The sequence below is a fragment of the Spirosoma rhododendri genome (assembly GCF_012849055.1).
Classification (GTDB): Bacteria; Bacteroidota; Bacteroidia; order Cytophagales; family Spirosomataceae; genus Spirosoma; species Spirosoma rhododendri.
This window is the reverse complement of sequence record NZ_CP051677.1, coordinates 964,907-988,947: the sequence shown is the minus strand read 5'-3', so window position 1 is coordinate 988,947 and position 24,041 is coordinate 964,907. Positions and strand designations below refer to the sequence as shown.

Annotated in this window: 24 protein-coding genes; 7 read left to right on the top strand and 17 right to left on the bottom strand. The window is 53.6% G+C overall.

Annotation, left to right across the window (positions count from 1 at the left end; translation table 11 throughout):
* Positions 1-38: 38 nt before the first annotated feature.
* Positions 39-1,238 carry a homogentisate 1,2-dioxygenase gene (locus tag HH216_RS03830; RefSeq protein WP_169549584.1) on the bottom strand — a complete coding sequence of 400 codons (1,200 nt, stop codon included), beginning with the start codon at positions 1,236-1,238 and terminating at the stop codon, positions 39-41.
* Between the two features lie 310 nt (positions 1,239-1,548).
* Between HH216_RS03830 and HH216_RS03825 the strand changes: the two genes are divergently transcribed.
* Entirely contained in the window at positions 1,549-2,460 is a 912-nt protein-coding gene (locus HH216_RS03825; RefSeq protein WP_169549583.1) for a nucleotidyltransferase family protein, read from the top strand.
* Positions 2,461-2,575: 115 nt separating this feature from the next.
* Here the strand turns inward: HH216_RS03825 and HH216_RS03820 are convergent, their stop codons facing one another.
* The 8 genes from HH216_RS03820 to nusB form a co-directional block, all read right to left on the bottom strand.
* The gene (locus HH216_RS03820) at positions 2,576-3,154 is read right to left on the bottom strand and encodes a DUF4136 domain-containing protein (protein ID WP_169549582.1); all 579 of its coding nucleotides are present in this window, start codon (positions 3,152-3,154) and stop codon (positions 2,576-2,578) included.
* A gap of 78 nt (positions 3,155-3,232) precedes the next feature.
* A complete protein-coding gene (locus HH216_RS03815; protein WP_169549581.1) occupies positions 3,233-4,903 on the bottom strand; it encodes an amidase in 1,671 nt (556 codons plus the stop codon).
* 301 nt (positions 4,904-5,204) lie between these two features.
* Entirely contained in the window at positions 5,205-5,822 is a 618-nt protein-coding gene (gene coaE / locus HH216_RS03810; RefSeq protein WP_169549580.1) for a dephospho-CoA kinase, read from the bottom strand.
* 161 nt (positions 5,823-5,983) lie between these two features.
* The gene (locus tag HH216_RS03805) at positions 5,984-6,691 is read right to left on the bottom strand and encodes a YbbR-like domain-containing protein (RefSeq protein ID WP_169549579.1); all 708 of its coding nucleotides are present in this window, start codon (positions 6,689-6,691) and stop codon (positions 5,984-5,986) included.
* A 23-nt stretch (positions 6,692-6,714) separates the two neighbouring features.
* Positions 6,715-7,035: a preprotein translocase subunit YajC gene (gene yajC / locus HH216_RS03800; RefSeq protein ID WP_169549578.1), complete on the bottom strand. Its 321-nt coding sequence runs from the start codon at positions 7,033-7,035 to the stop codon at positions 6,715-6,717.
* Positions 7,036-7,053: 18 nt separating this feature from the next.
* Positions 7,054-7,497: a DUF1573 domain-containing protein gene (locus HH216_RS03795; protein ID WP_169549577.1), complete on the bottom strand. Its 444-nt coding sequence runs from the start codon at positions 7,495-7,497 to the stop codon at positions 7,054-7,056.
* Between the two features lie 60 nt (positions 7,498-7,557).
* Positions 7,558-7,860, bottom strand: coding sequence for a YtxH domain-containing protein (locus HH216_RS03790; RefSeq protein ID WP_169549576.1), 303 nt, complete (start codon positions 7,858-7,860; stop codon positions 7,558-7,560).
* Between the two features lie 94 nt (positions 7,861-7,954).
* Positions 7,955-9,091 carry a transcription antitermination factor NusB gene (gene nusB, locus HH216_RS03785; RefSeq protein WP_169553259.1) on the bottom strand — a complete coding sequence of 379 codons (1,137 nt, stop codon included), beginning with the start codon at positions 9,089-9,091 and terminating at the stop codon, positions 7,955-7,957.
* A 345-nt stretch (positions 9,092-9,436) separates the two neighbouring features.
* Between nusB and HH216_RS03780 the strand changes: the two genes are divergently transcribed.
* The gene (locus HH216_RS03780) at positions 9,437-11,218 is read left to right on the top strand and encodes an ABC transporter ATP-binding protein (RefSeq protein ID WP_169549575.1); all 1,782 of its coding nucleotides are present in this window, start codon (positions 9,437-9,439) and stop codon (positions 11,216-11,218) included.
* A gap of 101 nt (positions 11,219-11,319) precedes the next feature.
* On the opposite strand, the gene HH216_RS03775 is transcribed toward HH216_RS03780, so the two are convergent.
* Genes HH216_RS03775 through HH216_RS03760 form a run of 4 tightly spaced genes read right to left on the bottom strand, consistent with a single transcriptional unit; the run spans position 11,320 to position 13,100 of the window.
* Positions 11,320-12,093 carry an HNH endonuclease gene (locus HH216_RS03775; protein ID WP_169549574.1) on the bottom strand — a complete coding sequence of 258 codons (774 nt, stop codon included), beginning with the start codon at positions 12,091-12,093 and terminating at the stop codon, positions 11,320-11,322.
* A gap of 31 nt (positions 12,094-12,124) precedes the next feature.
* Positions 12,125-12,523, bottom strand: a complete 399-nt coding sequence (locus HH216_RS03770; RefSeq protein ID WP_169549573.1) for a type II toxin-antitoxin system VapC family toxin — start codon at positions 12,521-12,523, stop codon at positions 12,125-12,127.
* Positions 12,523-12,729, bottom strand: coding sequence for a hypothetical protein (locus tag HH216_RS03765; RefSeq protein WP_169549572.1), 207 nt, complete (start codon positions 12,727-12,729; stop codon positions 12,523-12,525). The genes HH216_RS03770 and HH216_RS03765 overlap by 1 nt, the downstream gene beginning before the upstream one ends.
* Before the next feature lie 59 nt (positions 12,730-12,788).
* Positions 12,789-13,100: a DUF3761 domain-containing protein gene (locus tag HH216_RS03760; RefSeq protein ID WP_217371894.1), complete on the bottom strand. Its 312-nt coding sequence runs from the start codon at positions 13,098-13,100 to the stop codon at positions 12,789-12,791.
* Positions 13,101-13,220: 120 nt separating this feature from the next.
* On the opposite strand from HH216_RS03760, the gene uvrA reads away from it, so the two are divergent.
* The 5 genes from uvrA (at position 13,221) to HH216_RS03735 (ending at position 20,179) form a co-directional block, all read left to right on the top strand.
* Complete coding sequence (uvrA, locus tag HH216_RS03755; RefSeq protein WP_174842697.1) at positions 13,221-16,079, top strand: excinuclease ABC subunit UvrA; 2,859 nt, start codon at positions 13,221-13,223, stop codon at positions 16,077-16,079.
* Positions 16,080-16,302: 223 nt separating this feature from the next.
* A complete protein-coding gene (locus HH216_RS03750) occupies positions 16,303-16,713 on the top strand; it encodes a hypothetical protein (RefSeq protein WP_169549571.1) in 411 nt (136 codons plus the stop codon).
* Between the two features lie 111 nt (positions 16,714-16,824).
* A complete protein-coding gene (locus tag HH216_RS03745) occupies positions 16,825-17,454 on the top strand; it encodes an REP-associated tyrosine transposase (protein WP_169549570.1) in 630 nt (209 codons plus the stop codon).
* Between the two features lie 85 nt (positions 17,455-17,539).
* The gene (locus HH216_RS03740) at positions 17,540-18,742 is read left to right on the top strand and encodes a metal-dependent hydrolase family protein (protein ID WP_254448679.1); all 1,203 of its coding nucleotides are present in this window, start codon (positions 17,540-17,542) and stop codon (positions 18,740-18,742) included.
* A 156-nt stretch (positions 18,743-18,898) separates the two neighbouring features.
* Entirely contained in the window at positions 18,899-20,179 is a 1,281-nt protein-coding gene (locus tag HH216_RS03735; protein ID WP_169549568.1) for a citrate synthase, read from the top strand.
* An 83-nt stretch (positions 20,180-20,262) separates the two neighbouring features.
* Here HH216_RS03735 and HH216_RS03730 read toward each other — a convergent pair whose 3' ends face one another.
* The 4 genes from HH216_RS03730 to HH216_RS03715 form a co-directional block, all read right to left on the bottom strand.
* A complete protein-coding gene (locus HH216_RS03730) occupies positions 20,263-20,661 on the bottom strand; it encodes a DUF2846 domain-containing protein (protein ID WP_169549567.1) in 399 nt (132 codons plus the stop codon).
* Between the two features lie 87 nt (positions 20,662-20,748).
* A complete protein-coding gene (locus HH216_RS03725) occupies positions 20,749-22,020 on the bottom strand; it encodes a DUF3667 domain-containing protein (RefSeq protein ID WP_169549566.1) in 1,272 nt (423 codons plus the stop codon).
* Between the two features lie 101 nt (positions 22,021-22,121).
* Positions 22,122-23,216 carry a recombinase RecA gene (gene recA, locus HH216_RS03720; RefSeq protein ID WP_169549565.1) on the bottom strand — a complete coding sequence of 365 codons (1,095 nt, stop codon included), beginning with the start codon at positions 23,214-23,216 and terminating at the stop codon, positions 22,122-22,124.
* Between the two features lie 264 nt (positions 23,217-23,480).
* On the bottom strand, positions 23,481-23,996 hold the full coding sequence (locus tag HH216_RS03715; RefSeq protein ID WP_169549564.1) for a hypothetical protein: 516 nt from the start codon (positions 23,994-23,996) through the stop codon (positions 23,481-23,483).
* Positions 23,997-24,041 lie beyond the last annotated feature (45 nt).

Here is a 24,041-nt window from a genome sequence, read left to right as displayed (position 1 = left end):
TGTATGTTTTTTGTTGACCCCACCCCGTTATGGTGGGGTCACTCCAGCCACGACTGGTAATAAATACCGTCGTCCAGTTTCAAAGCCTGCTCCGTCAGCATCAGCGGGCGGAACGTATCGACCATCACCGCGTATTCAACGGTTTCTTTCTTGCCAATGCTTCGTTCCATGGCACCCGGTGCGGGTCCGTGCGGAATACCACCCGGATGCAGCGTGATGTGACCCGGTTTGATGTCGTTGCGGCTCATAAAATCACCGTCGACATAGTAGATCACTTCGTCGGAGTCGATGTTCGAGTGGTTGTACGGAGCCGGAATCGCCAGCGGATGGTAATCGAACAGGCGCGGTACAAACGAGCAAACAACAAACGAATCGGTCTGGAACGTCTGGTGTACCGGTGGCGGCTGATGGACGCGGCCGGTTATGGGTTCGAAATTCTGAATGTTGAACGCATACGGATAGTTGTAACCGTCCCAGCCCACCACGTCGAACGGATGACTGGCGTAGACCAGCGAATGCAAAGACCCTTGTTTTTTGATCTTGATCAGAAAATCGCCCGTTTCGTCGTGCGTTTCCAGATCCTGCGGTCGGCGGATGTCGCGTTCGCAGAAAGGCGAATGTTCCAGTAACTGCCCAAACTGGTTGCGGTACCGTTTGGGCGTGTAAATCGGTGAATGCGACTCGACGTACAGCAGCCGGTTTTCGCTGGTTGCATCGGCAGGCTGGTCGAACTCGATCTGGTAAATCACTCCGCGCGGAATAATCAGATAGTCGCCGTAGCCGAATGGCAGTGTGCCGAACAAAGTCCGCAGCCGCCCCGCCCCCCGATGCACAAACAGCAACTCATCGGAATCGGCGTTTTTGTAGAAATAGTCCGTCATCGACTGACGCGGAGAAGCAAGCCCCACAATCAGATCGTTGTTGAGCAACAACGGCGTGCGGCTGTCGAGAAAATCATCGGCCGGTGGAACCTCAAACCCTAACAGCTTCCGCGACAGCATATTCTTATCGACGGCCAGCTTCGGCGTCATGTCAACACTGTCAGATACATGTTTGACCATCGTCGGGCGATGCGCGTGGTAGAGGAGCGATGACATGCCCTCGAATCCGATTGTACCGAACAGCTGCTCATAGTACAGGTTTGCCGACGGTACCGGGCTGTCGGTGCCGGTTGCCGGTTTGGCAAACTGCGTGTGGCGCTTCTGCGGAATCTGACCGAGTGTGTGGTAGAACGGCATAGCTTGTGCCGTCGCGCCGACGTTCTGCAACCCCGGCGCGACGGACTTTATTGATGAAGTGAATTAATTGCCAAGGCAACTATTGCTTTGCCTACAATTATACTAACAACAACTCTAAATAGAATATTGTTGAGAAAGAATTTTTATAATTGAAGATTAATGAGTGCGAATAAGCGTAACGCTGGGTTTAGTAACCAAAAGCGGGAAAGGCAGACGGCTATTTTTCTCAGTAACTAATGGCCGCTATCGTTTTTGGCTACTTTTGGGACGCTGAACGGAAGTGTTCGTCGGCGCAACCAATTACATTCCTATGAAACCAACACTTCTCCTGCTGGCAGCCGGAATGGGCAGTCGATACGGGGGTATCAAACAACTCGATCAGTTTGGACCGAACGGCGAAACCATCATGGACTACTCGCTGTTCGACGCTATCCGGGCTGGCTTCGGTAAGGTCGTTTTCATTATCCGAGAAGAGCTAAAAGCTGATTTCGAGGAAATCTTCGGTGCGAAACTGGCCGGAAAAATTGAGGTCGACTATGCTATTCAGGCGCTGAACTCCTACGTACCCGCCGACATGGGGCCGATCGACCGGACCAAACCCTGGGGAACGGGCCACGCCATGCTGTGCGCCTGGGAGCAGACAAAAACGCCGTTTGCCGTTATCAACGCCGACGACTTCTACGGCCCTGAATCGTTTCGGGTACTGGGCGAATTTCTGCAAACCGATCCTGATCCCGCGCTGCACGCGATGGTCGGTTATGAGGTAAAGAACACGTTGTCTGAGTTTGGGTCAGTGTCGCGCGGGGTATGCACGGTCGACGAGCAGGAAAACCTGACGTCGGTAGTTGAGCGCACGAAAATCTACCGGAAAGAAGCTGGCCTGACGGGTAGCGTTATCGGCTTTGAAGAAGGCGACGTGTTCGAGACGCTCGACCCCGATACGCCTGTGTCGATGAACTTCTGGGGCTTCAAACCGGCGGTATTTCCGCTGGTAAAGGATCAGTTTGAGGAGTACGCCCGCGCGAACTTCGACAAGCCCAAAGCCGAGTTTTATATCCCGTCGGTTATGGAAAAGCTTATTCAGCGGGGGCAGGGCCGGTGCCGGGTGTTCCGCAGTCAGTCGGAGTGGTTTGGCGTGACTTACCCCGACGATAAGCCGACTGTACAGGCGTCGCTGCGTCGGCTGCACGAGCAGGGTGTGTATCCCGAAAAACTCTGGTAACGGTACAATCCAACCAACAAAAAGGGGAAGCTGACGATCAGCTTCCCCTTTTCTATTTAGTCTTAAACAGCAGAATGCCGCTTCGGCGGTCCGATGTTTGTTTAACCTATCTCGCTTAGCTGTTACGATCCGGAAATTTGTCGACAATTTCCTGTACCTGCTTGGTGAGTCGGTCAGAGATGTTAGCCGGGTTGTTAACTGCATCCTGGATAGAACCGCGCCATACCAGCTTTTTGGTATCAGCATCGACCATATCAACGACTACGGTGCCGGATTTGTACTGCTCCTGCATGTACTGCTGTGTACCGCCCCAGCCACCCCAGTAACCGGGTCCCCAGCCGCCATAACCCCAGCGACCCCAGCCCCCAAACGGACCATAAAAGGCCGAGTTTGGCGTCGATACCGTGCGCGTTTTGTCTTCAACGAAGAAGTGATAACCTACCAGCAGGTCCGGGTTCTTCGTGTTTTCTTTCAGCCCCTTGCCCTTCAATACCTGGCCTACCGTGTTTTCGACATTGTCGGTAGCGATCTGATTGTAGTAGAGTGGATTCTGCCCCGCTTTTATGTCGGAGTCCATCCAGGTAAACGTACGGTACTTGCTGTAGTCAACCTTGTTGTTGTAGTCGACGGCAACGCGCGGTGCACAGGCGTACAGCAGCGGAAATAAAGCCATCAAAAGCATCAGACGTTTCATAACGTAGTTGTTGTTAGTGTTCCTGTAAAGAACGTCTGATGCTGCTGAAAGGTTTGTGGAAACCGGGCAGGCGTAAGGTTACATCGACGGGTGCTTCCTGTGCCATTCCGTAGCCTGCTGATAGGCTCCGGCCACGGCCAGTACATCGCCCTCCGCAAACAGCTGACCCATGAATGTAATGCTGGACGGGGTTTTCTGCGCGTTGAATCCGTTGGGTACAACCACGCAGGGATGGCCGGTCAGGTTGGTTAGCGTCAGGTTACCGCCCGCATAGGTCGGGCTGATGTACACGGTCAGCCGTTCCTTTTTCAGCAGAGCGGCCATGTCGTTGATGAGCCGGGTACGGGCGCGATTAGCCTGTACGTATTCCACCGCCGGTACAAACCGCGACGAGCGGAACTCATTCGGCCACGCATTTTTGATCTGCCGCACCATCTCGTCGTCGCGCCCGGAGCGGGTCAGTTCATCGAATGAGGCAGCCGCTTCCACGCCCAGAATAAAACCGATTCGACCGGAAGATATGGTAGTTGGCAGATCAATTGGTACCAGCTCGGCCCCAAGCGAACGCAGGGATTGAAGTGTCAGCGAATCGTTGCTGCGGGTGGGGTAGTTGCTCTCGAACGCTTTTTTTACGTAGCCAATCCGCATGCCTTTCAGTGAGGTTTTGAGCGCGTAGCGGAACGGAGCGGCCATAACGGTCAGGTCGAGCCCGTCGGGGCCGTGAATAGCGTTGAACACCAGCGCACAGTCGTTGACCGACCGCGTGATGGGACCAATTTTATCCATGCTCCAGCTCAGTGCCATAGCCCCGTGCCGGCTTACCCGCCCGAAGGTGGGCCGTAAGCCAGTCGTGCCGCACACCGTCGACGGCGACACGATCGACCCTAGTGTTTCAGTGCCAATGGCAAACGGCAACAGCCCCGCCGACACCGCCGATGCTGATCCCGCCGACGAGCCACTCGACCCCGTTTCGGGCTTCCACGGATTGCGGGTCATACCGCCAAACCAGACGTCGCCCCACGCCAGCTCACCCACCGACATTTTTGCGCACAGTACCGCCCCGGCCGCTTCGAGCTTACGGATCACCGTTGCGTCGTCGGTCAGCGTCTGATTTTTATACGGTACCGAACCCCAGGTCGTTTTGTAGCCGCGCTTGGTTAGCAAGTCTTTCGCACCGTAAGGAATGCCGTGCAGTGGCCCCCGGTAGTTGCCCGCTTTCAGGTCCGTGTCGGCTTGCCGGGCCTGCTGCATGGCTAGAGAATCGGTAAACGTAATCACGCAGTGCAGCGTAGCATCGTGTTTGTGCAGCCGGTCCAGAAAAAAGCGGGTCAGTTCTACCGAGCTGATCTGTTTGGTTCGGATCAACTCGCCCAGTTGCGCTACGGTGTAAAACGCCAGATCATTCAGTTGCGCCGGACGTTTAAGTCCCGTCGATGCGGGGGCGGGTATAGCCGACGCGCCCGTGGGCAGTTTAAAGCCGGTCGGCAGGGGGTTGAAATACAGGGCTGGGGCTACGTCGTTGGGCAGGTCGACTTTGCGGAGGGCTTCGTAGTCGGGCCGGAAGTCGTTGAGGTTGTCGAGCATGGAGTCGCGCTCGGCGGGGGTAAATGTTAGCCCGAACACCCGCGACGCCACATCGGCCATTTCACTGGTAATTGGTTTTTGAGGGTCGTCGGGTGCCATGACGAAGGCACCGAGCAGGAAGCTGCCCGCATAGGCCAGCAGCAGACGCGTAGTCGTTTTTTTCATTGCTATCGATGAGCGTGTATCTGCTAAAAATACGCGACGGATTTGATTTTGCCGCCTGAGATAGCGCGATCGTTCACGCCAGACCGATCTGGCGTCTCAGACGTTGTGTACGAATCTTTTTCTGTCATCCCGACGTCAGGAGGGCGGCCGGTGCCGAGGGATCTTCGTGAGAAGCTAATGAAATAGCCTATTAGCGAAGATCCCTCGGCACCGGCCGCCCGGCTGCGTCGGGATGACAAACTCGCCGTTTTTGTCATGGATGATTGAATGCCCAATAACCTCTCAGGGAGACACCTCAGGGTTAATTGTTAGCTGGTTGCGCCTGCGCTAGAAACTGCTGGTGCAGTGACCAGATTTGGGGTAGCAGCAACTGCGAATCGTCATTGACCAGTATGTGATCCGCGAACTGTCGACGCTGTTCATCGCTGACCTGATTGGCAATGATGCGCTGAATATCGTCCAGTGTGCGGTGTGTATCGCGCTTCAGGATGCGTTGCGTACGGATAGCCAACGGCGATTCAACGACGATTACCTGATCGATACCTGTTTCCGGGCTGGCGGCTTTCATCAGTGCGGCTTCTTTGATGACGTAGGGCGCGTGTGTTTGCTGCGCTACCCAGTCGGCGGTGTCGGCCCGGACGCGCGGATGAATCACGGCGTTGAGCTTTTGCAACAGGTCGGGATTGGAAAATACCTGACTCGCTACCCAACTCCGGTTGTAATGCCCCAGGGCGTCGTAGGCCATCGGGCCAAGCACCCGCACAATGTCGGCCTTCAGGATTGGGTCATGTTCGGTGAGCCATTTTGCGCGGTCGTCGGCCAGATACACTGGCACGCCCAGCGATTCAAACACCCGACAAACGAGGCTTTTCCCCGAGCCAATTCCTCCCGTAACCCCAACGCGAAACACAGATCTCATTCGTGAACTATCATTGACACGTACAAACACAATACCCTGACACAAAGCTACAGTGCCTTTGTGTCAGGGTAAAGCGACTAGCTAGAACAGTGGTAAACTGGTAGCTGATGTGTGGTGTGGTAACTGGCTAGGCGTTGCCGCGCATCAACTGATTACCGGACTTAGTTAGCCGAAGAAGAAGCCGGAAGCGATAGCAACTGACCAACTTCAAAGCTGATGAGCACCCGGTTGGCCGACGTCTGCAATTGAGGGTGCCGAAACTGTGTCAGCGGCACCTCGTCGTCGTAATTGTCGGCGATACGCTTGCGGGAAATTTTGAGTTGGAGCGTGTCGGGCAGGCCACGTACCAGCCGCTGTGGACCGGTGACGGTTACACTGCCTGGGGTCACGTTGATAACGCTCGACACGGCATAACCGGGGGCCAGATTGATGCTTGTACTATCGGCCCGGAGCCGGATCGTTTTTGTAATACGCCGGTCGAACGCGATGTCGACGGTATCAGCTACGACGTAGTTGACTTTCAGTCGTTTGATCTGCTCGGCCAGGGCCGCCGTCAGCGATGAGGTGTTGATAACCGACGCCCGCAGCGGAGCCTGCACGGGGTAATCGACCGGCTCGACCTGAAAGGGAAGCCACGAATGGCGTAACAGTCCCCAGCCGTCGCCCGACACGTTAACGCGTACGGTACGGGGCAGCGGTGTTACGGGGACGTAGGCCGTATCGTTGTAAACGAAATGAATCGGGTAATCGATGTTGAGCGAGTAGCCGGTTTTGTTCAGCGCATTCAGGAGCCAGAACAAGGCAGCAGCCAGCAGGCAAAGCAAGGCTTTGGTCGGTTGAAACGACGTCGTGTTGGGTGTATTTGTCAAGAGCGAAATCGGCTAGCGCGGCCCTACTTCTTTTCTTCTTCGACGGGTTTGGCCGTGGCCTCACGCGAAATCGACGACTTCTCGAAGGTCAATTTCATCCCCCGATCAACGTCGAGCTGTACCGTTGTGCTGTCGACGGAGGCAATGCGTCCGTGCAGACCGCCGATCGTAACGACGTTGTCGCCTTTCTTGAGGTTGTCGACAAAGCTCTTCTGGTCCTTCTGCTTTTTCTGTTGCGGGCGAATCATGAAAAAGTAAAAGACGATGATGATACCACCCCAGAGCAGGATGTTGGCCAGCATCGACGAGTTACCTCCGGACAGTTGTAGTAATAAGGCGTACATAGCAAATGGGTGACTGGATTAGTTTTTGGCCGTAACCTCCTTCGAGTTGACGAGAGCCTTGAATTGCAGGTCGGTCATCGACGGTTCGGTGTTGGCAAATATCGTGACCGTTTTGTTCTGTTCGCCACTTTTGCCCCGGCTGTTGAACCGAACGCGAATCGTTGAACTGGCACCGGGGGCTATCGGCTCGCGGGGCCACTCGGGCGTGGTACAGCCGCACGACGCCGTGATGTTATTGATAATCAGCGGAAACTCACCCGTGTTTTTAAAGGCAAACGCATGTTCGACCGTGTCGCCTTCGGTCAGGGTGCCGAAGTCGTAAACACCTTTTTGCTCAAAGGTGATTTTCGGCATTTTAGCCGAAACGCTGGCTTGTGCTTCCTTCGCCTGCTGTCGGTTATCGCAGCTGCTAAGCCCAAGACCGGCAATAGCCAGTACGAAAAACCAGTTCGATACGCGCATTGGTAAGTGGCAGTGGTATAGTGGCAGGAAGCCGGGCGCTTAACCCGGCTTCCTGTTCGATCAGGCGTTCTGCTGTTTGATTTGTGCCATCAGCCGATCGACGTCGGCCAGCAGCTGCTCTGCTTTCTCGCGCGCATTGTTTACAACGCGTTCGCCCTCATCCCGCGAGTTGTTGTCCGGTTGTTCGCTGGCGTGCAGCAGATCATCAAGCATTGATTCAACCTGCTCCCGGTATTTCGACAGCCGGTACGACAGCCGGTCGCGGGTTACTTTCCCCCGGTCGGGGGCATAGAGCAGGCCGATTGCCGTACCCGTGGCGGCACCGATGAGCAGAAAAGTTAGGTCGCGGCTTACTTTGTTCATTGGTCAAGAATTTAGGCGGTTGATCCGCGCTGTAGTGTAGGATAAACGAACGGCCTACCCCAAACTGACACGCCCAACCAGCAGAAATAACAATCTATTTATTATCCAGTAATCCCCGGCCACTCTTGCGCAGGCGACCCGACGCCATGAGTTTTTCGGACAGATTATCCAGTATTCCGTTGACAAACTTACCGCTTTTGGGCGTACTGTACGCTTTGGCCAATTCGATATATTCGTTGATCGTGACCTTGACGGGAATGTTCGGAAAACTAAGCAGTTCGCAAACAGCCAGTTTCAGAATGATCCGGTCGAGGATAGCTACCCGTTCAACGTCCCAGTTCTTCAATTGTTCGGCCAGCAACTGCTCGTAATCGGCATCGTTTTTAAGCGATTGCTCATACAGCGTGTTCAGAAACAGTTCGTCTTCCTCCCAGTCGTCGGTGAGCGGTTCGAGCTGCAAACCCGCCACGCTTTGTACTGATTTCAGCGTTCGAATGGCCAGTCCCCGTACAACTTCGCTGTTTTCGGCCCAGCTCAGGTCGATTTCGGCCAGGTGATCGCGGATGATTTCGTGTTTGAAAACCAGCGTCCGCAACACATACTGTACCAGTGCCTGATCTTCATCAGCGGTGTGGGTGCGCTGCTCGCAATACGCCCGGTACGTTTCGTCGTTCTTCAGCACTTCTTTCAGTGCTTTCCGGACGAAGCCCATGTCGTCGGTCCAGGAAATACTGTGCCGAATGGCTTCGTCCTGCAACGGCTGATGGGCCGTCAGTGCCTGCACGACGGTATTTTCGCTGAAATCGGATTCAAATGGGAACGGTGCTTCGTCGACGTCGCGGTACCGACGGTCGCGGTCGGTGCGGGCAGCTTGTCCAAGCGCGACGAGCAGCGTCATCACGCGGAGGTAGTCGTCGTAGATGCCGTTTACCTGCCGGATCATCAGCTGGGCGAGGTGCTGGCGGTCTTTCTGGGTACGGATTCGGTAGAAAACAAGGCCGTCGTTGGCGGCTTTCAGCACGGCTTTGGGCGCGTCGTCGTCCTGCGCGGGCTGATTGGTCTTAATCGCTTCGTCAAAGAGGAGCGCAGCCAACTGGCGATTTCCTTCGAGTTGCCGCTTATCCTGCGGCAGCATCGAGTTGAGGTCGGGTTGAAACAAGTCAGCAATACCGTCGTGGGCCAATTGCTGATTGGAAAATTCGGCCTGCCGAAGCGCGTACAACGCCTGCATGACCTTGATTCGGAGTAGTCGCCGATTAAGCATACCGCCAGAAGTGATTAAGCACCGATAAAGTAAAGAACGAGCTGTATAGAACCGCAAATTTACGGATTTATGGACAGAATTACAGGATTAACCGGATTTTAGTCGCTAGTAGAGGGCTAGCTCACGTACTACCAGTATTGTTACTACCGTCAGCAGATGAAGAAAGAGGAATCATTTTAGCGTCAATCCAGCGATCGGATACAAAAAATCCTGCTCATCCGCCCGGCGGCTCGGCTGTAATCCTGTCCACACCCTTATCTGCAACTTTTCGCGGGGGGGCGGGGTTAAAAATCTGACGCGAACCGGTTCCCTGTGAAAGCACTTTCCTACCTCAACAAATACCTCGTTAAGTATAAATGGTACCTGATCTGGGGTACGGTCTTTACGGCCATTTCCAACCTATTCGGTATCTTCCCTGCCCAACTCGTTCGGTACGCCCTCGACCTGGTGCGCGAAACACTCGACACCTACCATCTCTACGACGGCTCGACGCTGCAACCGGCACTGTACAGCATTTTCGCATTTAGCCTGCTGCTGTTTGCCGGGGGTACGCTGGCATTGGCCCTGCTGAAAGGTTTTTTCCTGTTCCTCGTCCGGCAGACGCTGATCGTGATGTCGCGGCACATCGAATACGACCTCAAAAACGAGATTTACGATCACTACCAGACCCTGCCGCTGAGTTTCTACCGGCAGCACAACACCGGCGACCTGATGGCGCGTATCTCGGAAGACGTCAGTAAAGTGCGGATGTACGTCGGGCCGAGTATCATGTACGGTGTCAACCTGATCGTGCTGTTTATCCTGGTCATTACGTACATGGTCAGCATCAACGCCCGGCTATCGGCCTACGTGCTGTTGCCGTTGCCGATTCTGTCAGTGCTGATTTATCTGGTCAATAACATCATCATCCGTAAGTCGGAGGAAATTCAGGCGAGCCTGTCGAAGATGTCGACTTATGTGCAGGAAGCGTTTTCGGGGATTCGGGTGCTGAAAGCCTTCGTTCAGGAACAACAATCAGCCGCGCGTTTTGAAGTCGAGAGCGACACGTACCGGGCTAAATCACTGAGTCTGACAAAAGTCGATTCGTTGTTCTTCCCCATCGTGGCCATTCTGGTTGGGCTGAGTAATATCCTCGTCGTGTATATCGGTGGTCAGGAAATCATCGCCGGTCGACTGACGCCGGGTAACATCACCGAGTTCATCCTGTACGTCAACATGCTGACCTGGCCCGTCATGGCTCTGGGCTGGACGACAAGTCAGACGCAACGGGCAGCCGCGTCGCAGGCTCGAATCAACGAGTTTCTTAATATCAAGACCAACATCGTATCGAAGAAGGATATCAACCGGTCAATTCAGGGCGAGATTGACTTTCGTAACGTCCGGTTTGTATATCCTGATTCGGGTATCGTCGCCCTGCACAACTTCTCGATGCATGTGAAGGCGGGCGAAACCGTCGCCATTCTTGGTACAACAGGTTCAGGAAAGACTACCCTCGCCAACCTGCTCACCCGGATGTACGATGTATCGTCGGGCGAGATCCGCATCGATAACACGCCCATCGTTGATTACAACCTGACCTCGTTGCGGAGTCAGATGGGCTACGTGCCGCAGGATGTTTTTCTGTTCTCGGAAACAATCAGCAACAACGTTCGCTTTGGCCGACCCGACCTGCCGCAGGCGCGTGTCGAGCAGGCCGTTCGCGACGCCGACTTGTACCAGAACGTGATCGATTTCCCCGAAGGCTTCGATACGGCCGTGGGTGAGCGGGGCGTTACGCTGTCGGGTGGACAGAAGCAGCGGTTGAGTATCGCCCGTGCCATCGCCCGCGACCCGCGCATCCTGATTCTGGACGACTGTCTATCAGCGGTTGACACGAACACAGAAAATATCATCCTGAACAACCTGCGCCGGATCATGGCCGACCGTACGTCGGTTATCATTTCGCACCGTGTATCGTCCGCCAAACTCGCCGACTACATCATCATGCTCGATGAGGGCACTATTGTTGAAGAAGGTACGCAGGCCGAATTGATGGCCCGCAACGGTGCCTTCCGCGAGCTGTACGAGAAGCAGTTACAGACCGAGGAGGTGTAAGGGATTATGAGATGTGCGTGAAATCACGGCGAATCAGAAAGCTTATTTGCTTGTGAACTCATATCGCTTTTCTGTCTATAAATTGGAATAGAATATATTTTTTACTTCTCGAAACGCTCAAGCCTGTATTCTAAAAACTCTTTTCTTGGTTGATACGATTTTGGAATCGTGATGGCTTGATTTTCAAATTTCTCAAAAAAGCGGATATAGTAATCCTTATTCTTTTTCTCTTTCAACTGTTTGGAAATGAGTATTCTATGATCTGTATCGATGCATATCAATCCCTTTTCGTACGCTCTGTCATACAGGTTTGAAAGGCAGATTCCGTTTTCGGGATTTAATCGCTCCTGTTCACTCACTGACCACGGCATTATATGCCCTGCAACTAACAACTCTGGTATGTCAATGCCGGAAACAGCACACCGGTTCTCATACGTTTTCAGAATCATTTGCCTGAAAACACTTTGATTGATACGAACTTTGACAATCCTGTCTTTGACTTCCCCTTTCAATCCGGTTAGGTCAAACGTTAATTCTGAGTAAGCTTCTTCAATTGTTTCGTTTTTGTAATTGGCTAAAATCTGTTCGCTTTCGTATACTAGATTTTCTCGATTGCTATTGAACTCATTCCATATCGGTTTGACTTGATTATATCCTCCAGTCATTCCTTTGACACCACGTTTCTGATGATAAGGATCGACACTAGCGAAGTTGGTGAGCCGCATTGCAACAGAGTCAGGCGTTCGACGTCCTAAAATGCCAGCTAATTTTATTACTTCGGGATTGCCTTTATGCATTTTTCCGAAATCCAATTTCAGATATAGATTAAAGGCCAGGATCAATTCTTCGCGTGTCCAGTTGGGCGATTTTGTCATGCACGAAAATAACGCTTTTGTCAGGGGAGGCTTACCAGATCAGTTCCACTACATCCCGGTAGCGCGTGAACTTCTCGTCGGCCGAAACAACTGGCATTTGCTCGGCTAGTGCCGTTGCCAGAATCAGCCGGTCGAACGGGTCGCGGTGGTCGTCAAAGAAAGGAATTTTTTCGTAAGCCAGAAGATGATTGTCGGTAATTGATAGTACATGTATGGCTTCGCTGCGGCAGTCCTGAATCAACCCATCCAGTCCTCTTTTAAGCGTCAGACGGCCACCGATCTTCAGCTTTATGGCTATCTCAAACAGACTGATTTGGCTTACGCATACCTCGTTGTCGGCATTGGTAATTAGACTCTGTATGTTGGCAGGGAGCGATTTATTTCCTTCGAAGAACCAAATCAGTATTTGTGTGTCAATTAATACACGCATCACATGTAGTCGCTCAAATCGTCTACAGGAGCATTGAAGTCATCTGACATCCAGACTTCTCCACGCATACTACCACCCCGCCGGGTAGCATTTTTTTTCTCGTTTGTCAGGAATGTAACAATCACTTCGGTCTGTTCCTGAACAGGTGGGGTTTCGTGGAGAATGATTTGGCCGTTTTGGTAAGTCCCTTGTACTGTGGTCAGCATGGCGGTTGTGGTTTACAGCTAGTAAAGCTAAACAAATTGTACCGGGAAATAATGCCGTTTCATAGCCACCGTTTTACCCCGCCATGACGCGAGCAGGTGCCCCGGTGCGACTGACTGAAACTGTACGAACCGTCGCGACATTCGGCCGTTGCGCCCGCCGGGGGAACTGAATAGAAGGTTGGCGACTGGACCCGACTACCTGCGCTGTTTCGGTAATAGTGGTAAGCACTTGTGCGCGTACTGCGATGCCGAATGTGCCGGGGAGAAGGCCGGTGAGCAACTATGTGGACCGGGTTGGTAACGGCTATGTTGGCCGATGATGGATCAGTGAAGCCGAGTAGAAAAGTGGTGAGATAGAGCAGATGACGCATAGCTTATTAAAGTGAGTCGCGGTTCTGAATTAACTACTATCGCCCCCTAAATCCGGTTGGGTCTGAGGAAACTACGCGGTGTCCGTTTACGTTGTTTTTTAGAATAAGCCAACCCCAAGCGTGACGACCGAAGAAACGACTCAACTGAACGATATTGACCTGACCGGCTACGAGCAAATCGAAGTGCTGGGGGCTCGCGAACACAACTTAAAGAACATTGACGTCACGATTCCCCGCAACAAGCTGGTGGTCGTGACGGGCATCAGCGGTAGCGGCAAATCATCGCTGGCGTTCGATACTATTTATGCCGAAGGCCAACGCCGGTACATGGAGAGCTTCTCGGCTTATGCCCGCTCGTTTATCGGTGATATGGAACGGCCTGACGTCGACAAGATCAACGGCCTGAGTCCGGTGATTTCGATCGAGCAGAAGACGACCTCGAAAAACCCCCGCTCCACGGTCGGCACCACGACCGAGATTTACGACTTTCTGCGATTGCTCTACGCCCGCGCCGGGGAAGCGTTCTCGTATATAACCGGCCGGAAGATGGAGCGGCAGTCGCAGGATCAGATCATCGATACGATTCTGGAGCAGTACAACGGGCAGAAGCTGACGCTGCTGGCACCGGTCATCAAAGGACGTAAGGGGCATTACCGCGAACTGTTCGTGCAGATCGCCAAGATGGGCTACACCAAAGTGCGCGTCGACGGGGTGGTGCAGGACATCGTGCCGAAGATGCAGTTCGACCGGTACAAAATCCACGATATCGAAATTGTTATCGACCGCATCGTGCCCAAAGCTGACGACCGCTACCGGTTGAGTCAGTCGGTGCAGACGGCGCTGAAGCAGGGCAAAGGCGCGATGCAGATGCTCGACGGGGATGGTCAATTGGTGTATTTCTCGCAGAATCTGATGGACCCCGAGTCGGGCATCAGCTACGACGAACCGTCACCAAACTCGTTCTCGTTCAACTCGCCCTATGGAGCCTGTCCGGTCTGTAACGGGCTGGGTGTGATCGAAGAAATCACAGAAGATTCGGTTATTCCTGATAAGTCGCTGAGTGTAAGCCGGGGTGCTATTGCACCGCTGGGTGAATACCGCGAGCTGTGGATTTTCAAGGAGATCGAAGCAATTCTGAAAAAATACAAACTGAGTCTGAGTACGCCCGTCAGCAAGTATCCCGATGATTTGCTGTATGCGCTGATGTACGGTACGGAAGCGGACGTGGTCGACCCATCGAAGAAGCAGTACGAAGCAGACCACTTCAGTTTCAAGTTCGAGGGGATTGTCAACTTTCTGAAGCGGCAGCAGGAGAACTCCACCGACAAAATTCAGGAGTGGATTAAAGACTTCATGGTCGTCAAGACCTGCCCGGAGTGCCACGGTGCCCGGCTGAAAAAAGAGTCGCTGTTCTTCAAGATCGACAAGAAGAACATATCGGAACTGGCCCGCATGGACATTTCGGAACTGACCGCCTGGTTCGATGGCGTGGAAACTCGCCTGACCGACCGGCAGAACGTGATCGGTAAGGAAATCCTGAAAGAAATCCGTAAGCGCATCGGCTTTCTGGTCGACATCGGGCTGGATTATCTGACGCTCGACCGCTCGTTACGGACGTTGTCGGGTGGGGAAGCGCAGCGGATACGGCTGGCCACGCAGATCGGTACGCAACTCGTCGGGGTGTTGTACATCATGGACGAACCGAGCATCGGTCTGCATCAGCGCGACAACGTGAAACTGATCGATTCGCTAAAAAACCTGCGCGATCTGGGCAACACGGTGTTGGTCGTGGAGCACGACAAAGACATGATGCTTGAGTCCGACTTTATCCTCGACATTGGCCCCGGCGCGGGTCGGCATGGCGGGCAGGTTGTCGGTATCGGTACACCCGATGAGTTTATTCAGAACGGCAGCACCACCGCCGACTACCTGAGCGGTCGCCGGGCGATTGCCGTACCGGCCGAACGACGCAAGGGTAACGGTAAGTTTTTGCTCATCAAAAACGCGACGGGTCACAACCTGAAAAACGTGACACTGAAACTGCCGCTTGGCCGGATGATCAGCATCACGGGCGTTTCGGGTAGTGGTAAATCGTCGTTGATTCACGAGACGCTGTTCCCAATTCTGAACCGGCATTTTTATAAGTCGAAGCGGGAGCCGCTTGCGTTCAAAACCGTCGACGGACTAGAGCACCTGGACAAAGTAATCGAGGTCGATCAGTCGCCGATTGGTCGGACGCCCCGCTCAAATCCGGCCACCTACACGGGTATGTTCTCCGAGATTCGCACGTTGTTCGCCGAATTGCCCGAAGCCAAAATTCGCGGATATAAACCCGGTCGGTTCTCGTTCAACGTGAAGGGTGGCCGCTGCGAAGATTGCGAAGGCGCGGGTATGAAAAAGGTCGAGATGGAGTTTCTGCCCGATGTTCACGTGCTGTGCGAAACCTGCAAAGGTAAACGCTTTAACCGCGAAACGCTGGAAGTGCGCTTCAAGGGCAAGTCCATTGCCGATGTACTCGACATGACCGTTGAGCAGGGGCTGGAATTCTTCGCGAGTCAACCCAAAATTCTGCGAAAAGTAACGACGCTGAATGACGTGGGGCTGGGGTATATCACGTTGGGGCAACACGCGACAACGCTGTCGGGTGGCGAAGCCCAGCGGGTAAAACTGGCCGAGGAACTGTCGAAGAAAGACACTGGTAAAACGCTGTACATCCTCGACGAACCAACCACCGGCCTGCACTTTCAGGACATTGCTCACCTGCTCGACGTGCTGAACAAGCTCGCCGACAAGGGCAACACCGTGCTGATTATCGAACACAATCTGGATGTCATCAAAGTATCCGATCACGTTATCGACCTGGGGCCGGAAGGCGGCAACAAAGGTGGTCAGATCATCGCCGAAGGCACGCCCGAAAAAGTCGCTGAAGCGAAAGGCAGCTATACTGGCAAGTTCCTGAAACTGGAGATGGCTGGTTGACAAGTTACACGGCATAGTTTTGTCATTCCGACGACAGGAGGAATCTTCGTTACCTGTGAAAAGTACCAGACAGTGACGAAGGTTCCTCCTGTCGTCGGAATGACAAATGATTCGAAAAAAGGCTCAACTAACGATAGTTGGGCCTTTTTAGTAGCTGTATAGCTGTCGACGGGCTGTAAAAAACTATCTTCGTTTCGATTAACTAACCTGATTGATACGGTTCATGCGTAGCCCATTTTTTTACGTTGTCCTGCTGGTGCTGGTCGTTCTCGACGGCTGGCTATTGTCGCACCCCAACCTGATTGGTCGGGCGGGCGTCCTTTTTTTTGATTACAACTACCTGGAAACGTTCCCCAAAGCACTCGGTACCGTTGCCGCCGTTGCCGTCGTTGCGGTATTGATTGCCGGTCTGGCTGGGCGACTCGGTCAGGCCATTGGTATCGGTATAGTAGTGGCCCTGCTGGCCCTGTCTGGCTACTGGCTCATTGATAGTTTTACCCTGTACAATGGTGGCGTGTATAAACTGACCGGCGCCGGTTTTCGGGCGGGGGCTATTCTGCTGCCGGGCATCTGCGTCCTGATTTTCGGCGAAAAACTACTAACGCTCATTCAGGGTAAGTCCACGCGCCGATGATAGTTTGTCTCAAACAGCATCCTGCTGTTTGTTTCTTGCGTCAGCTATATTGCCGGTGATAGAGCAAACAGCAGGATGCTGTTTGAGACAAAATAGCTGAGGCAAAACTTGATGCTCCACACCGACTTTTACCGCTCCCGTTTACCACACATCCAACCATTGGGCGGTACGTTTTTCGTGACTACACGGTTATATGGTTCTGTGCCGCAGATCGAAAAGCAGCGTCTGTCAGAAGATTTTTTACTCCGTAAACAACAGATCATCGCTCGACGCGACCACACGCCTGACGAACTAGACAGATTGACCAGACAGTACTTCGCTGCTTACGAAACGATACTTGAGAAATCGAACTTTGGCCCTAAGTGGTTAGCTGTTAATGCGATAGCGGAACAGATTGCTAGGGCACTTCACTATTTCGATGCAAAACGGTATGAGCTGATCGCGTACTGCCTGATGTCGAATCATGTTCACGTTGTCTTCACGCTCAATGATGAAGCAGTGTCGCTGCAACAGGTAATGCACAGCCTGAAGAGCTTTACCGCCAGTAAGTGCAATGAACTGTTGGATCGAACGGGCGCATTTTGGGAGCACGAGAGCTACGACCGGCTTGTGCGTGATCGCGCCGAACTACATCGCATTGTACAATACGTTTTGCATAACCCGGTCAAGGCTGGTTTGTGCCAATGTTGGCAGGACTGGAAGTGGACGTATATCAAACCCGAATACAATGATTTTACATAAGTTGTGGTTGCTCGTTGTTGTCTCAAACACCATCCTTGCTGTTTGTACGGGGCAGTCTATTCCTGCCAGAGCAACAGACAGCAAGATGCTGTCTGAGACATACCTGCTCAAGCCCGACCGCGTGTTTGATGGCGAGACGATGCACGAGGGCTGGGTCGTTCGGGTAAATGGTGATAAAATTGACGCGGCCGGACCAGCAGCCAGCGTACCGGCAAATGGCGCGGAAGTCGTTGAGTTGGCCGGGCAGACGCTGTTGCCGGGGCTGATCGAAGGGCATTCCCACCTGTTTCTGCATCCGTATAACGAAACGCCGTGGGACGAGCAGGTGCTGCGCGAAGCCCGATCACTCCGCACGGCGCGGGCTACCAATCATGCCCGAAAAACGCTGATGGCTGGTTTTACCACTGTGCGCGACCTGGGCACGGAAGGAGCCGAATACGACGATGTTGGGCTGAAACAGGCCATCAATCAGGGCATTATTCCGGGGCCGCGTATGGTCATCGTGACGAAGGCCCTGATCGCATCGGGTAGCTACGGACCGAAAAGCCCTAGCCCCGACATCCAGTTTCCGCAGGGGGCCGAAGAAGCCGACGGGCACGATGCACTGATTCGGGCGGTACGGTCGCAGATTGGCAAAGGGGCCGACGCGATAAAAATCTATGCTGACTACCGCTGGGGCCTGATGGCCGAAGCGAAGCCGACGTTCACGCTCGACGAAATTAAACTCATCGTGGAGGTGGCAAAAAGCAGCGGTCGGGCGGCAGTGGCACACGCCAGTACGGCCGAGGGTATGCGTCGGGCCATTCTGGGCGGCTGCGAAACCATCGAACATGGTGATGCCGGAACACCCGAGATTTTTGCCTTGATGAAACAACATGGTACGGCGCTTTGCCCCACGCTGGCGGCTGGCGACGCGGTGAGTCAGTACCGGGGGTGGAAGAAAGGGCAAGAACCCGAACCCGCCCGCATCCGCGAGAAACGCGTGACGTTCAAACAGGCCCTCGGCGCGGGCGTAACCATCTGCGCGGGGGGCGATGTTGGTGTGTTCAGTCACGGCGACAACGCCCGCGAATTGCTGATGATGGTCGACTACGGGATGAAACCGCTGGCGGTGCTGCGCTCCGTAACCTCAGTCAATGCCGACGTGTTTCACCTGGCCGATCGGGGGCGCGTCAAAGCCGGATTGCTGGCTGATCTGGTGGTGGTTCAGGGAGACCCGCTTGCTGATATGAATGCGCTGCGGCAGGTACGGCTGGTGGTCAAAGGCGGGAGTCGGTACAAGCCGTAAAAACTTAAATGCGCGACAGCCGGTTAGTATCCTATTAAGGAATCGCTTTTTTATGACGATTTCGACTGACTATTGGGTTTTTGGGCTAATTTCGCCCCGCTACCCCCATTGGGCTGTTAATCCTTTACTACTGAATATACTACCCTGATTTTCTGTATGGCAAACACTGCTGAACTCACCGTCGATGGTAAATCATACTCGTTTCCCACGCTGGAAGGGAGTGAACAGGAAAAAGCCTTCGACATTTCTAATCTGCGCGATCAAACAGGTTATGTAACGCTGGATCGGGGTTACAAAAATACCGGTGCTACCAAGAGCGCCATTACATTTCTAGACGGTGAAGAAGGCATTCTGCGCTATCGGGGGTATTCAATCGAAGAATTAGCGTCAAAAGCGTCTTTCCTGGAGGTTGCTTATCTGCTGATTTATGGCGAACTGCCTACGAAAGAGCAGTATGCGCAGTTTGAAGGAGCAATTCGGCATCATACGCTGGTAAACGAAGATATGCGTAAGATCTTCGACGGCTTTCCGGTTAAGGCTCACCCAATGTGCGTACTGGCGTCGCTGGTAAGTGCCATGAGTGGTTTCTACCCAGAATCGTACGAGGGCAATGGCGACGAAAACCTGGACATTGTTCGGTTGATTGCCAAGCTGCCAACCATCGCTACGTGGTCGTACAAGCGGTCGATGGGACACCCGCTCAACTATCCCAAGAATAAACTGGGTTACATCGAGAACTTCCTCAACATGATGTTTGCCCTGCCGGTTGAAGACTATACCGTCGATCCGGTAGTCGCCGAAGCCCTGAACATCCTGCTTATTCTCCATGCTGACCACGAGCAAAACTGCTCGACCTCGACGGTACGGCTCGTTGGTTCGTCGCAGGCGAATCTGTACGCGTCGATTTCGGCGGGTATCAGCGCCCTTTGGGGGCCACTGCACGGTGGCGCCAACCAGGAAGTAATCGAAATGCTTGAAGAAATCAAAGCCGGTGGTGGCGACGTAGCCAAGTACATTGACATGGCGAAGAACGCGAAAACGACGGGCTTCCGCCTGTTCGGTTTCGGGCACCGCGTGTACAAAAACTTCGACCCCCGCGCCAAGATCATCAAGAAAGCGGCCGATGACGTACTGAGCAAGCTGGGTGTGAACGACCCTGTGCTTGAAATCGCGAAAGGGCTGGAAGAAGCGGCTTTGAACGACGAATACTTCGTGTCGCGCAAGCTGTACCCGAATGTCGACTTCTATTCGGGTATCATCTACCGCGCACTGGGCATCCCGACCAATATGTTCACGGTCATGTTCGCCATCGGTCGTCTGCCGGGCTGGATTGCTCAGTGGAAGGAAATGCGCGAGACGAAGGAGCCAATCGGTCGTCCCCGTCAGATTTACACCGGCTCAACCCTCCGTGAATTCGTCCCGATGGAAAACCGGTAGTCGACGCTGCCAACATACAAAACCGCCCCGGTCGCTCTGATGCAACCGGGGCGGTTTGCTTTTCAGGTGGTAAGCATTGGCACTTACATACCCGTGTTGCTTTGCAAGGCAGCGAATCTTTTGTTCTGCTTCGCTTCTTCCAGCGTCATCACCTTCAGTTTGGGGCGGGCACCAAACAGGCCGAAGCGCGTTTTGTATTGCACTACGTACGTCTGGCCATCCTGCGCATTGATCGTCACCGCTTTGTTAGGATTGCGGGGAGCAATCGTGTGGGAACCCGGTGTCAGCGTCGTCGTGTAGATCGACTTATTTTTCAGTTTTGTCTGCTCCTGATTGTCGATGTTGACCCGGTATTTAGCCATGCTACCGTATATGCAACCGGTGCGGTACACGATTAGATTAGCAGCTTTTGGGCCTTCGGTGGGGGCTGCGGCAAACAACGAACCTGCCGACAGACATAGGGCAACGAATAACGATTTCATAGCGTGTGTAGCTTACGAGCCAGTCAACTATCGACCGGCTTCGTAACTATGTACGCATTGACGTATGTGTCTGGATTGAATGCTACCTTATAACGAGTTTGCCGACAGCCCGAGCACAACGATCATAAAGAGCATTACCGTAACCAGATAAATGCCGGAGATCAGTACGAATTTACCCACCGTACGCAGCCACGTCTGATTGTAGACGCGCTTGAGCGAAAGAAGAAAATAGCCAAAACTGACGACGACGGCCCAGAACAGAATCTGCGTTACGACGGATTCCGGCACGTAATGCTCCAGGTAAATGGCGATCAGCAACGCAATTGATAGAAACAGAAACAGCACCGTGTGGGCATGAATTGAGAAGACCAGGTGCTCGTAATAATACCGCCGGTACTGCTTCCGCCGGACATAAAACAGCCATAGCAGAAAAGCCACGAACGGCATCAGCACAAACATAGTCGTCGACAGGCTCTTGATAAACACGTGGCTCAACTCATCCGATACTGTATGAATATCATCAGCCTGGGAAATCTCGGTGATGCGGTTGGCTTTGCGCAGGGCCATACGACCGAAATACCCCGTTTTCAACCTGTTTTTCGTAAGTGTTGAATCGAGCTGCTCGTCGGAGAACAGGCTGATCTGATGGAGGAAATGCCGCCGTTCGCGCTCGGTTGGAAACGAAAAGGAATTCTCGTTGACATTACCGATCAGCACCAGTACCGGATACGTTGTCGGCTCGTCGCGGATCAGCGTCAGCAACCGGGTTAGCTTCGCCCGGTTATCACCCGTAGCCGGCAGTTTCTGTGTCCGGAGCAGCGAATCCAGACCAGCCGCAGGCAACGAAGTCAGGCTTTGGTAAAACAGTTTATGTTCGGCCGGCTGTCCCACTTTATCGACTTCGATAGTCGCGACCTTATCCAACCCCTGACTGGCCAGCAGCGAATCTTTTTTCTGACCAGTTTCCCCGCCGAGTGCCTTTTTGGATACATCGTCGGCCAGTGTCGTCAGCAACACTTCCCGGCTTGTGCTTTCGATCTGATGACTGGCGAATTTGCCGACCAGGAAAAAGAAGAGCACGCTGACGAACACATACAGCCGGGCGGGGGGGACGTAGCGGGCGCGTTTGCCTTCCAGAAATTCGGCCGTCATCTGACCGGGGCGGGTGAAAATGGCTTTCAGCGAGTTCCAGAGCTTGTTGTCGAAGTGGGTGATACTCTCGACAAACTCGTACCCGATGTGACTGAGCGGCAGTTTTACCTCGTGGTTCTCCTGACCGCAGTTGGGGCAAAAGTTAGCGTCGTGGCCGAGGTGGGTACCGCAATTTGGGCAAACGTCGAGTTTGTGATGAGCAGACATGCAGGCAGTGGTCGTTGGCAGGCGAAGCGAAAACACAAAAATAAAAAAAGAGGTGGCCGGACAATGCCAGCCACCTCTTTGTGCAGAAAGATAACGAGTGCTTAATCGTCGATTTCGCCTTCGTCATCGGCCTCGGTACCTTCGAGAACAGGATCGAGCAGGGCGTTTTCGTCGTCGGCGATTTTAGCCCGGATTTTCGTCTCCAGTTCGTTCATCAGCTCCGGGTTGTCGAGCAGCAGTTCTTTCACCGCGTCGCGACCCTGCGCCAGGCGGCTGGTGCCGTACGAGAACCACGAACCCGACTTCTTCACAATTTCCATTTCAACGGCCAAGTCGAGCACTTCGCCCACCTTTGATACACCCTGACCATACATGATGTCGAACTCAACGACTTTGAACGGAGCCGCCAGTTTGTTCTTCACCACTTTCACTTTCGTGCGGTTACCGATCACGTTGTCGGCACCTTCCTTGATCTGCCCGATCCGACGGATGTCGAGTCGAACCGACGCGTAGAATTTCAGGGCGTTGCCACCAGTGGTCGTTTCGGGGTTACCGAACATCACGCCGATCTTCTCACGAAGCTGGTTGATGAAAATGCAGCAGCAGCCCGTTTTGTTGATCGTGCCGGTCAGTTTCCGCAGTGCCTGCGACATCAGGCGGGCTTGCAGACCCATTTTGCTTTCGCCCATTTCGCCTTCGATCTCGGCTTTCGGCACGAGCGCGGCAACAGAGTCGATAACGATAATGTCGATAGCACCCGAGCTGATGAGGTGCTCGGCAATTTCGAGCGCCTGCTCACCATTGTCAGGCTGCGAGATCAATAAGTTTTTGGTATCGATACCCAGCTTCTCGGCGTAGACGCGGTCGAAGGCGTGTTCGGCGTCGATGAAGGCAGCAAGACCGCCGTTTTTCTGTGCTTCGGCGATGCAGTGCATCGTCAGCGTGGTTTTACCCGACGATTCCGGCCCGTAGATTTCAACGACCCGGCCACGGGGTACACCGCCAATGCCGAGTGCAAGGTCGAGGCCCAGCGAACCAGTCGAGATAACCGGAACGTCGACCACTTTACTTTCGCTCAACCGCATAACGGTACCTTTGCCGAATGCTTTGTCGAGCTTCTCAATGGTCGTTTGCAGCGCTTTTAGTTTGTTGTCATTAGCAGATGCTGTGGCTTGCGCCGTATCTGATTTCGCCATGTTGGGATGGTTGTTTTAAACAGATAAAATTACCCAGAATGGGGCAGAATATCAAGCCTTTTTTCAAAATAGATGGTAGGATTTGACGGGTTTTTTTGCTGACTACCAAGCTAGCTTAACGGCCTGTAAATGAGCATATAAAAGACGATATTCGGTGCCAGAAGATCGGGTGGCTGGCAGCGGTTAGTAGTCCGGTCAAAAAAGTAGGCGCTCCGGTACGAAGCGCCTACGTTGAGAGGGCAAAAATGAACTACCAATTGCCGGTTACAGGACTGAGTCAGCCGGGGCCATCGTGGGCTCCTGCATGGGCTGTTGCTGTTGCTGCCCCTGCTGCTGGTACTGCCCCTGCTGTGGATAACCCTGTTGCTGTTGTGGATAACCTTGCTGCTGACCGGGATAGCCATACGCGCCCTGAGCCGGGCCGACGGCTTCGACATTGGTGATGTAGTACTTGGTTTCGCCGTTCCAGGGTAGCCGAAGGATTTTTTCTTCGTAGTGCAGCGTCACGCGCTGACCCGTCTTGACGGCGTCGGTGATTTGCTTGGCGACATTGTCGTCTTTCACCGAAAAGTCAAAGTACTGGGGCGTCAGCGAACCGGTTTCGCCCGAAAAGCCGCCGACGTTCAGTACACCTTCGTAGGTTTTGAACACAAAGCCCCGGCGGCTAAATTTCGACACGGTGCCGGCCCGTTCGCCGTCGCTGAAACTCCAGCCGGTGAGCACGTATAGGATGCCGAGAACAACAAATAAGAACAGTAGGAAGTACAGTAATCCGCGCATGAATGTGGTTGTTTAGTTGCGGTTGAGACGCACAAATAGACGATT

Excerpts from the sequence above, each read along its gene's own strand:
- HH216_RS03775 (WP_169549574.1), bottom strand. The coding sequence starts at position 12,093 with ATGACAAAATCGCCCAACTGGACACGCGAAGAATTGATCCTGGCCTTT.
- HH216_RS03820 (WP_169549582.1), bottom strand. The coding sequence starts at position 3,154 with ATGAAACGTCTGATGCTTTTGATGGCTTTATTTCCGCTGCTGTACGCC.
- nusB (WP_169553259.1), bottom strand. The coding sequence starts at position 9,091 with ATGCAGGCGTTGTACGCGCTTCGGCAGGCCGAATTTTCCAATCAGCAA.
- recA (WP_169549565.1), bottom strand. The coding sequence starts at position 23,216 with ATGGCGAAATCAGATACGGCGCAAGCCACAGCATCTGCTAATGACAAC.
- HH216_RS03825 (WP_169549583.1), top strand. The coding sequence starts at position 1,549 with ATGAAACCAACACTTCTCCTGCTGGCAGCCGGAATGGGCAGTCGATAC.
- HH216_RS03740 (WP_254448679.1), top strand. The coding sequence starts at position 17,540 with ATGCTGTCTGAGACATACCTGCTCAAGCCCGACCGCGTGTTTGATGGC.
- HH216_RS03725 (WP_169549566.1), bottom strand. The coding sequence starts at position 22,020 with ATGTCTGCTCATCACAAACTCGACGTTTGCCCAAATTGCGGTACCCAC.
- HH216_RS03760 (WP_217371894.1), bottom strand. The coding sequence starts at position 13,100 with ATGCGTCATCTGCTCTATCTCACCACTTTTCTACTCGGCTTCACTGAT.
- HH216_RS03765 (WP_169549572.1), bottom strand. The coding sequence starts at position 12,729 with ATGCTGACCACAGTACAAGGGACTTACCAAAACGGCCAAATCATTCTC.
- HH216_RS03750 (WP_169549571.1), top strand. The coding sequence starts at position 16,303 with ATGCGTAGCCCATTTTTTTACGTTGTCCTGCTGGTGCTGGTCGTTCTC.
- HH216_RS03735 (WP_169549568.1), top strand. The coding sequence starts at position 18,899 with ATGGCAAACACTGCTGAACTCACCGTCGATGGTAAATCATACTCGTTT.
- HH216_RS03815 (WP_169549581.1), bottom strand. The coding sequence starts at position 4,903 with ATGAAAAAAACGACTACGCGTCTGCTGCTGGCCTATGCGGGCAGCTTC.
- HH216_RS03790 (WP_169549576.1), bottom strand. The coding sequence starts at position 7,860 with ATGAACAAAGTAAGCCGCGACCTAACTTTTCTGCTCATCGGTGCCGCC.
- HH216_RS03715 (WP_169549564.1), bottom strand. The coding sequence starts at position 23,996 with ATGCGCGGATTACTGTACTTCCTACTGTTCTTATTTGTTGTTCTCGGC.
- yajC (WP_169549578.1), bottom strand. The coding sequence starts at position 7,035 with ATGTACGCCTTATTACTACAACTGTCCGGAGGTAACTCGTCGATGCTG.
- HH216_RS03730 (WP_169549567.1), bottom strand. The coding sequence starts at position 20,661 with ATGAAATCGTTATTCGTTGCCCTATGTCTGTCGGCAGGTTCGTTGTTT.
- HH216_RS03770 (WP_169549573.1), bottom strand. The coding sequence starts at position 12,523 with ATGCGTGTATTAATTGACACACAAATACTGATTTGGTTCTTCGAAGGA.
- HH216_RS03745 (WP_169549570.1), top strand. The coding sequence starts at position 16,825 with ATGCTCCACACCGACTTTTACCGCTCCCGTTTACCACACATCCAACCA.
- HH216_RS03830 (WP_169549584.1), bottom strand. The coding sequence starts at position 1,238 with ATGCCGTTCTACCACACACTCGGTCAGATTCCGCAGAAGCGCCACACG.
- coaE (WP_169549580.1), bottom strand. The coding sequence starts at position 5,822 with ATGAGATCTGTGTTTCGCGTTGGGGTTACGGGAGGAATTGGCTCGGGG.
- HH216_RS03795 (WP_169549577.1), bottom strand. The coding sequence starts at position 7,497 with ATGCGCGTATCGAACTGGTTTTTCGTACTGGCTATTGCCGGTCTTGGG.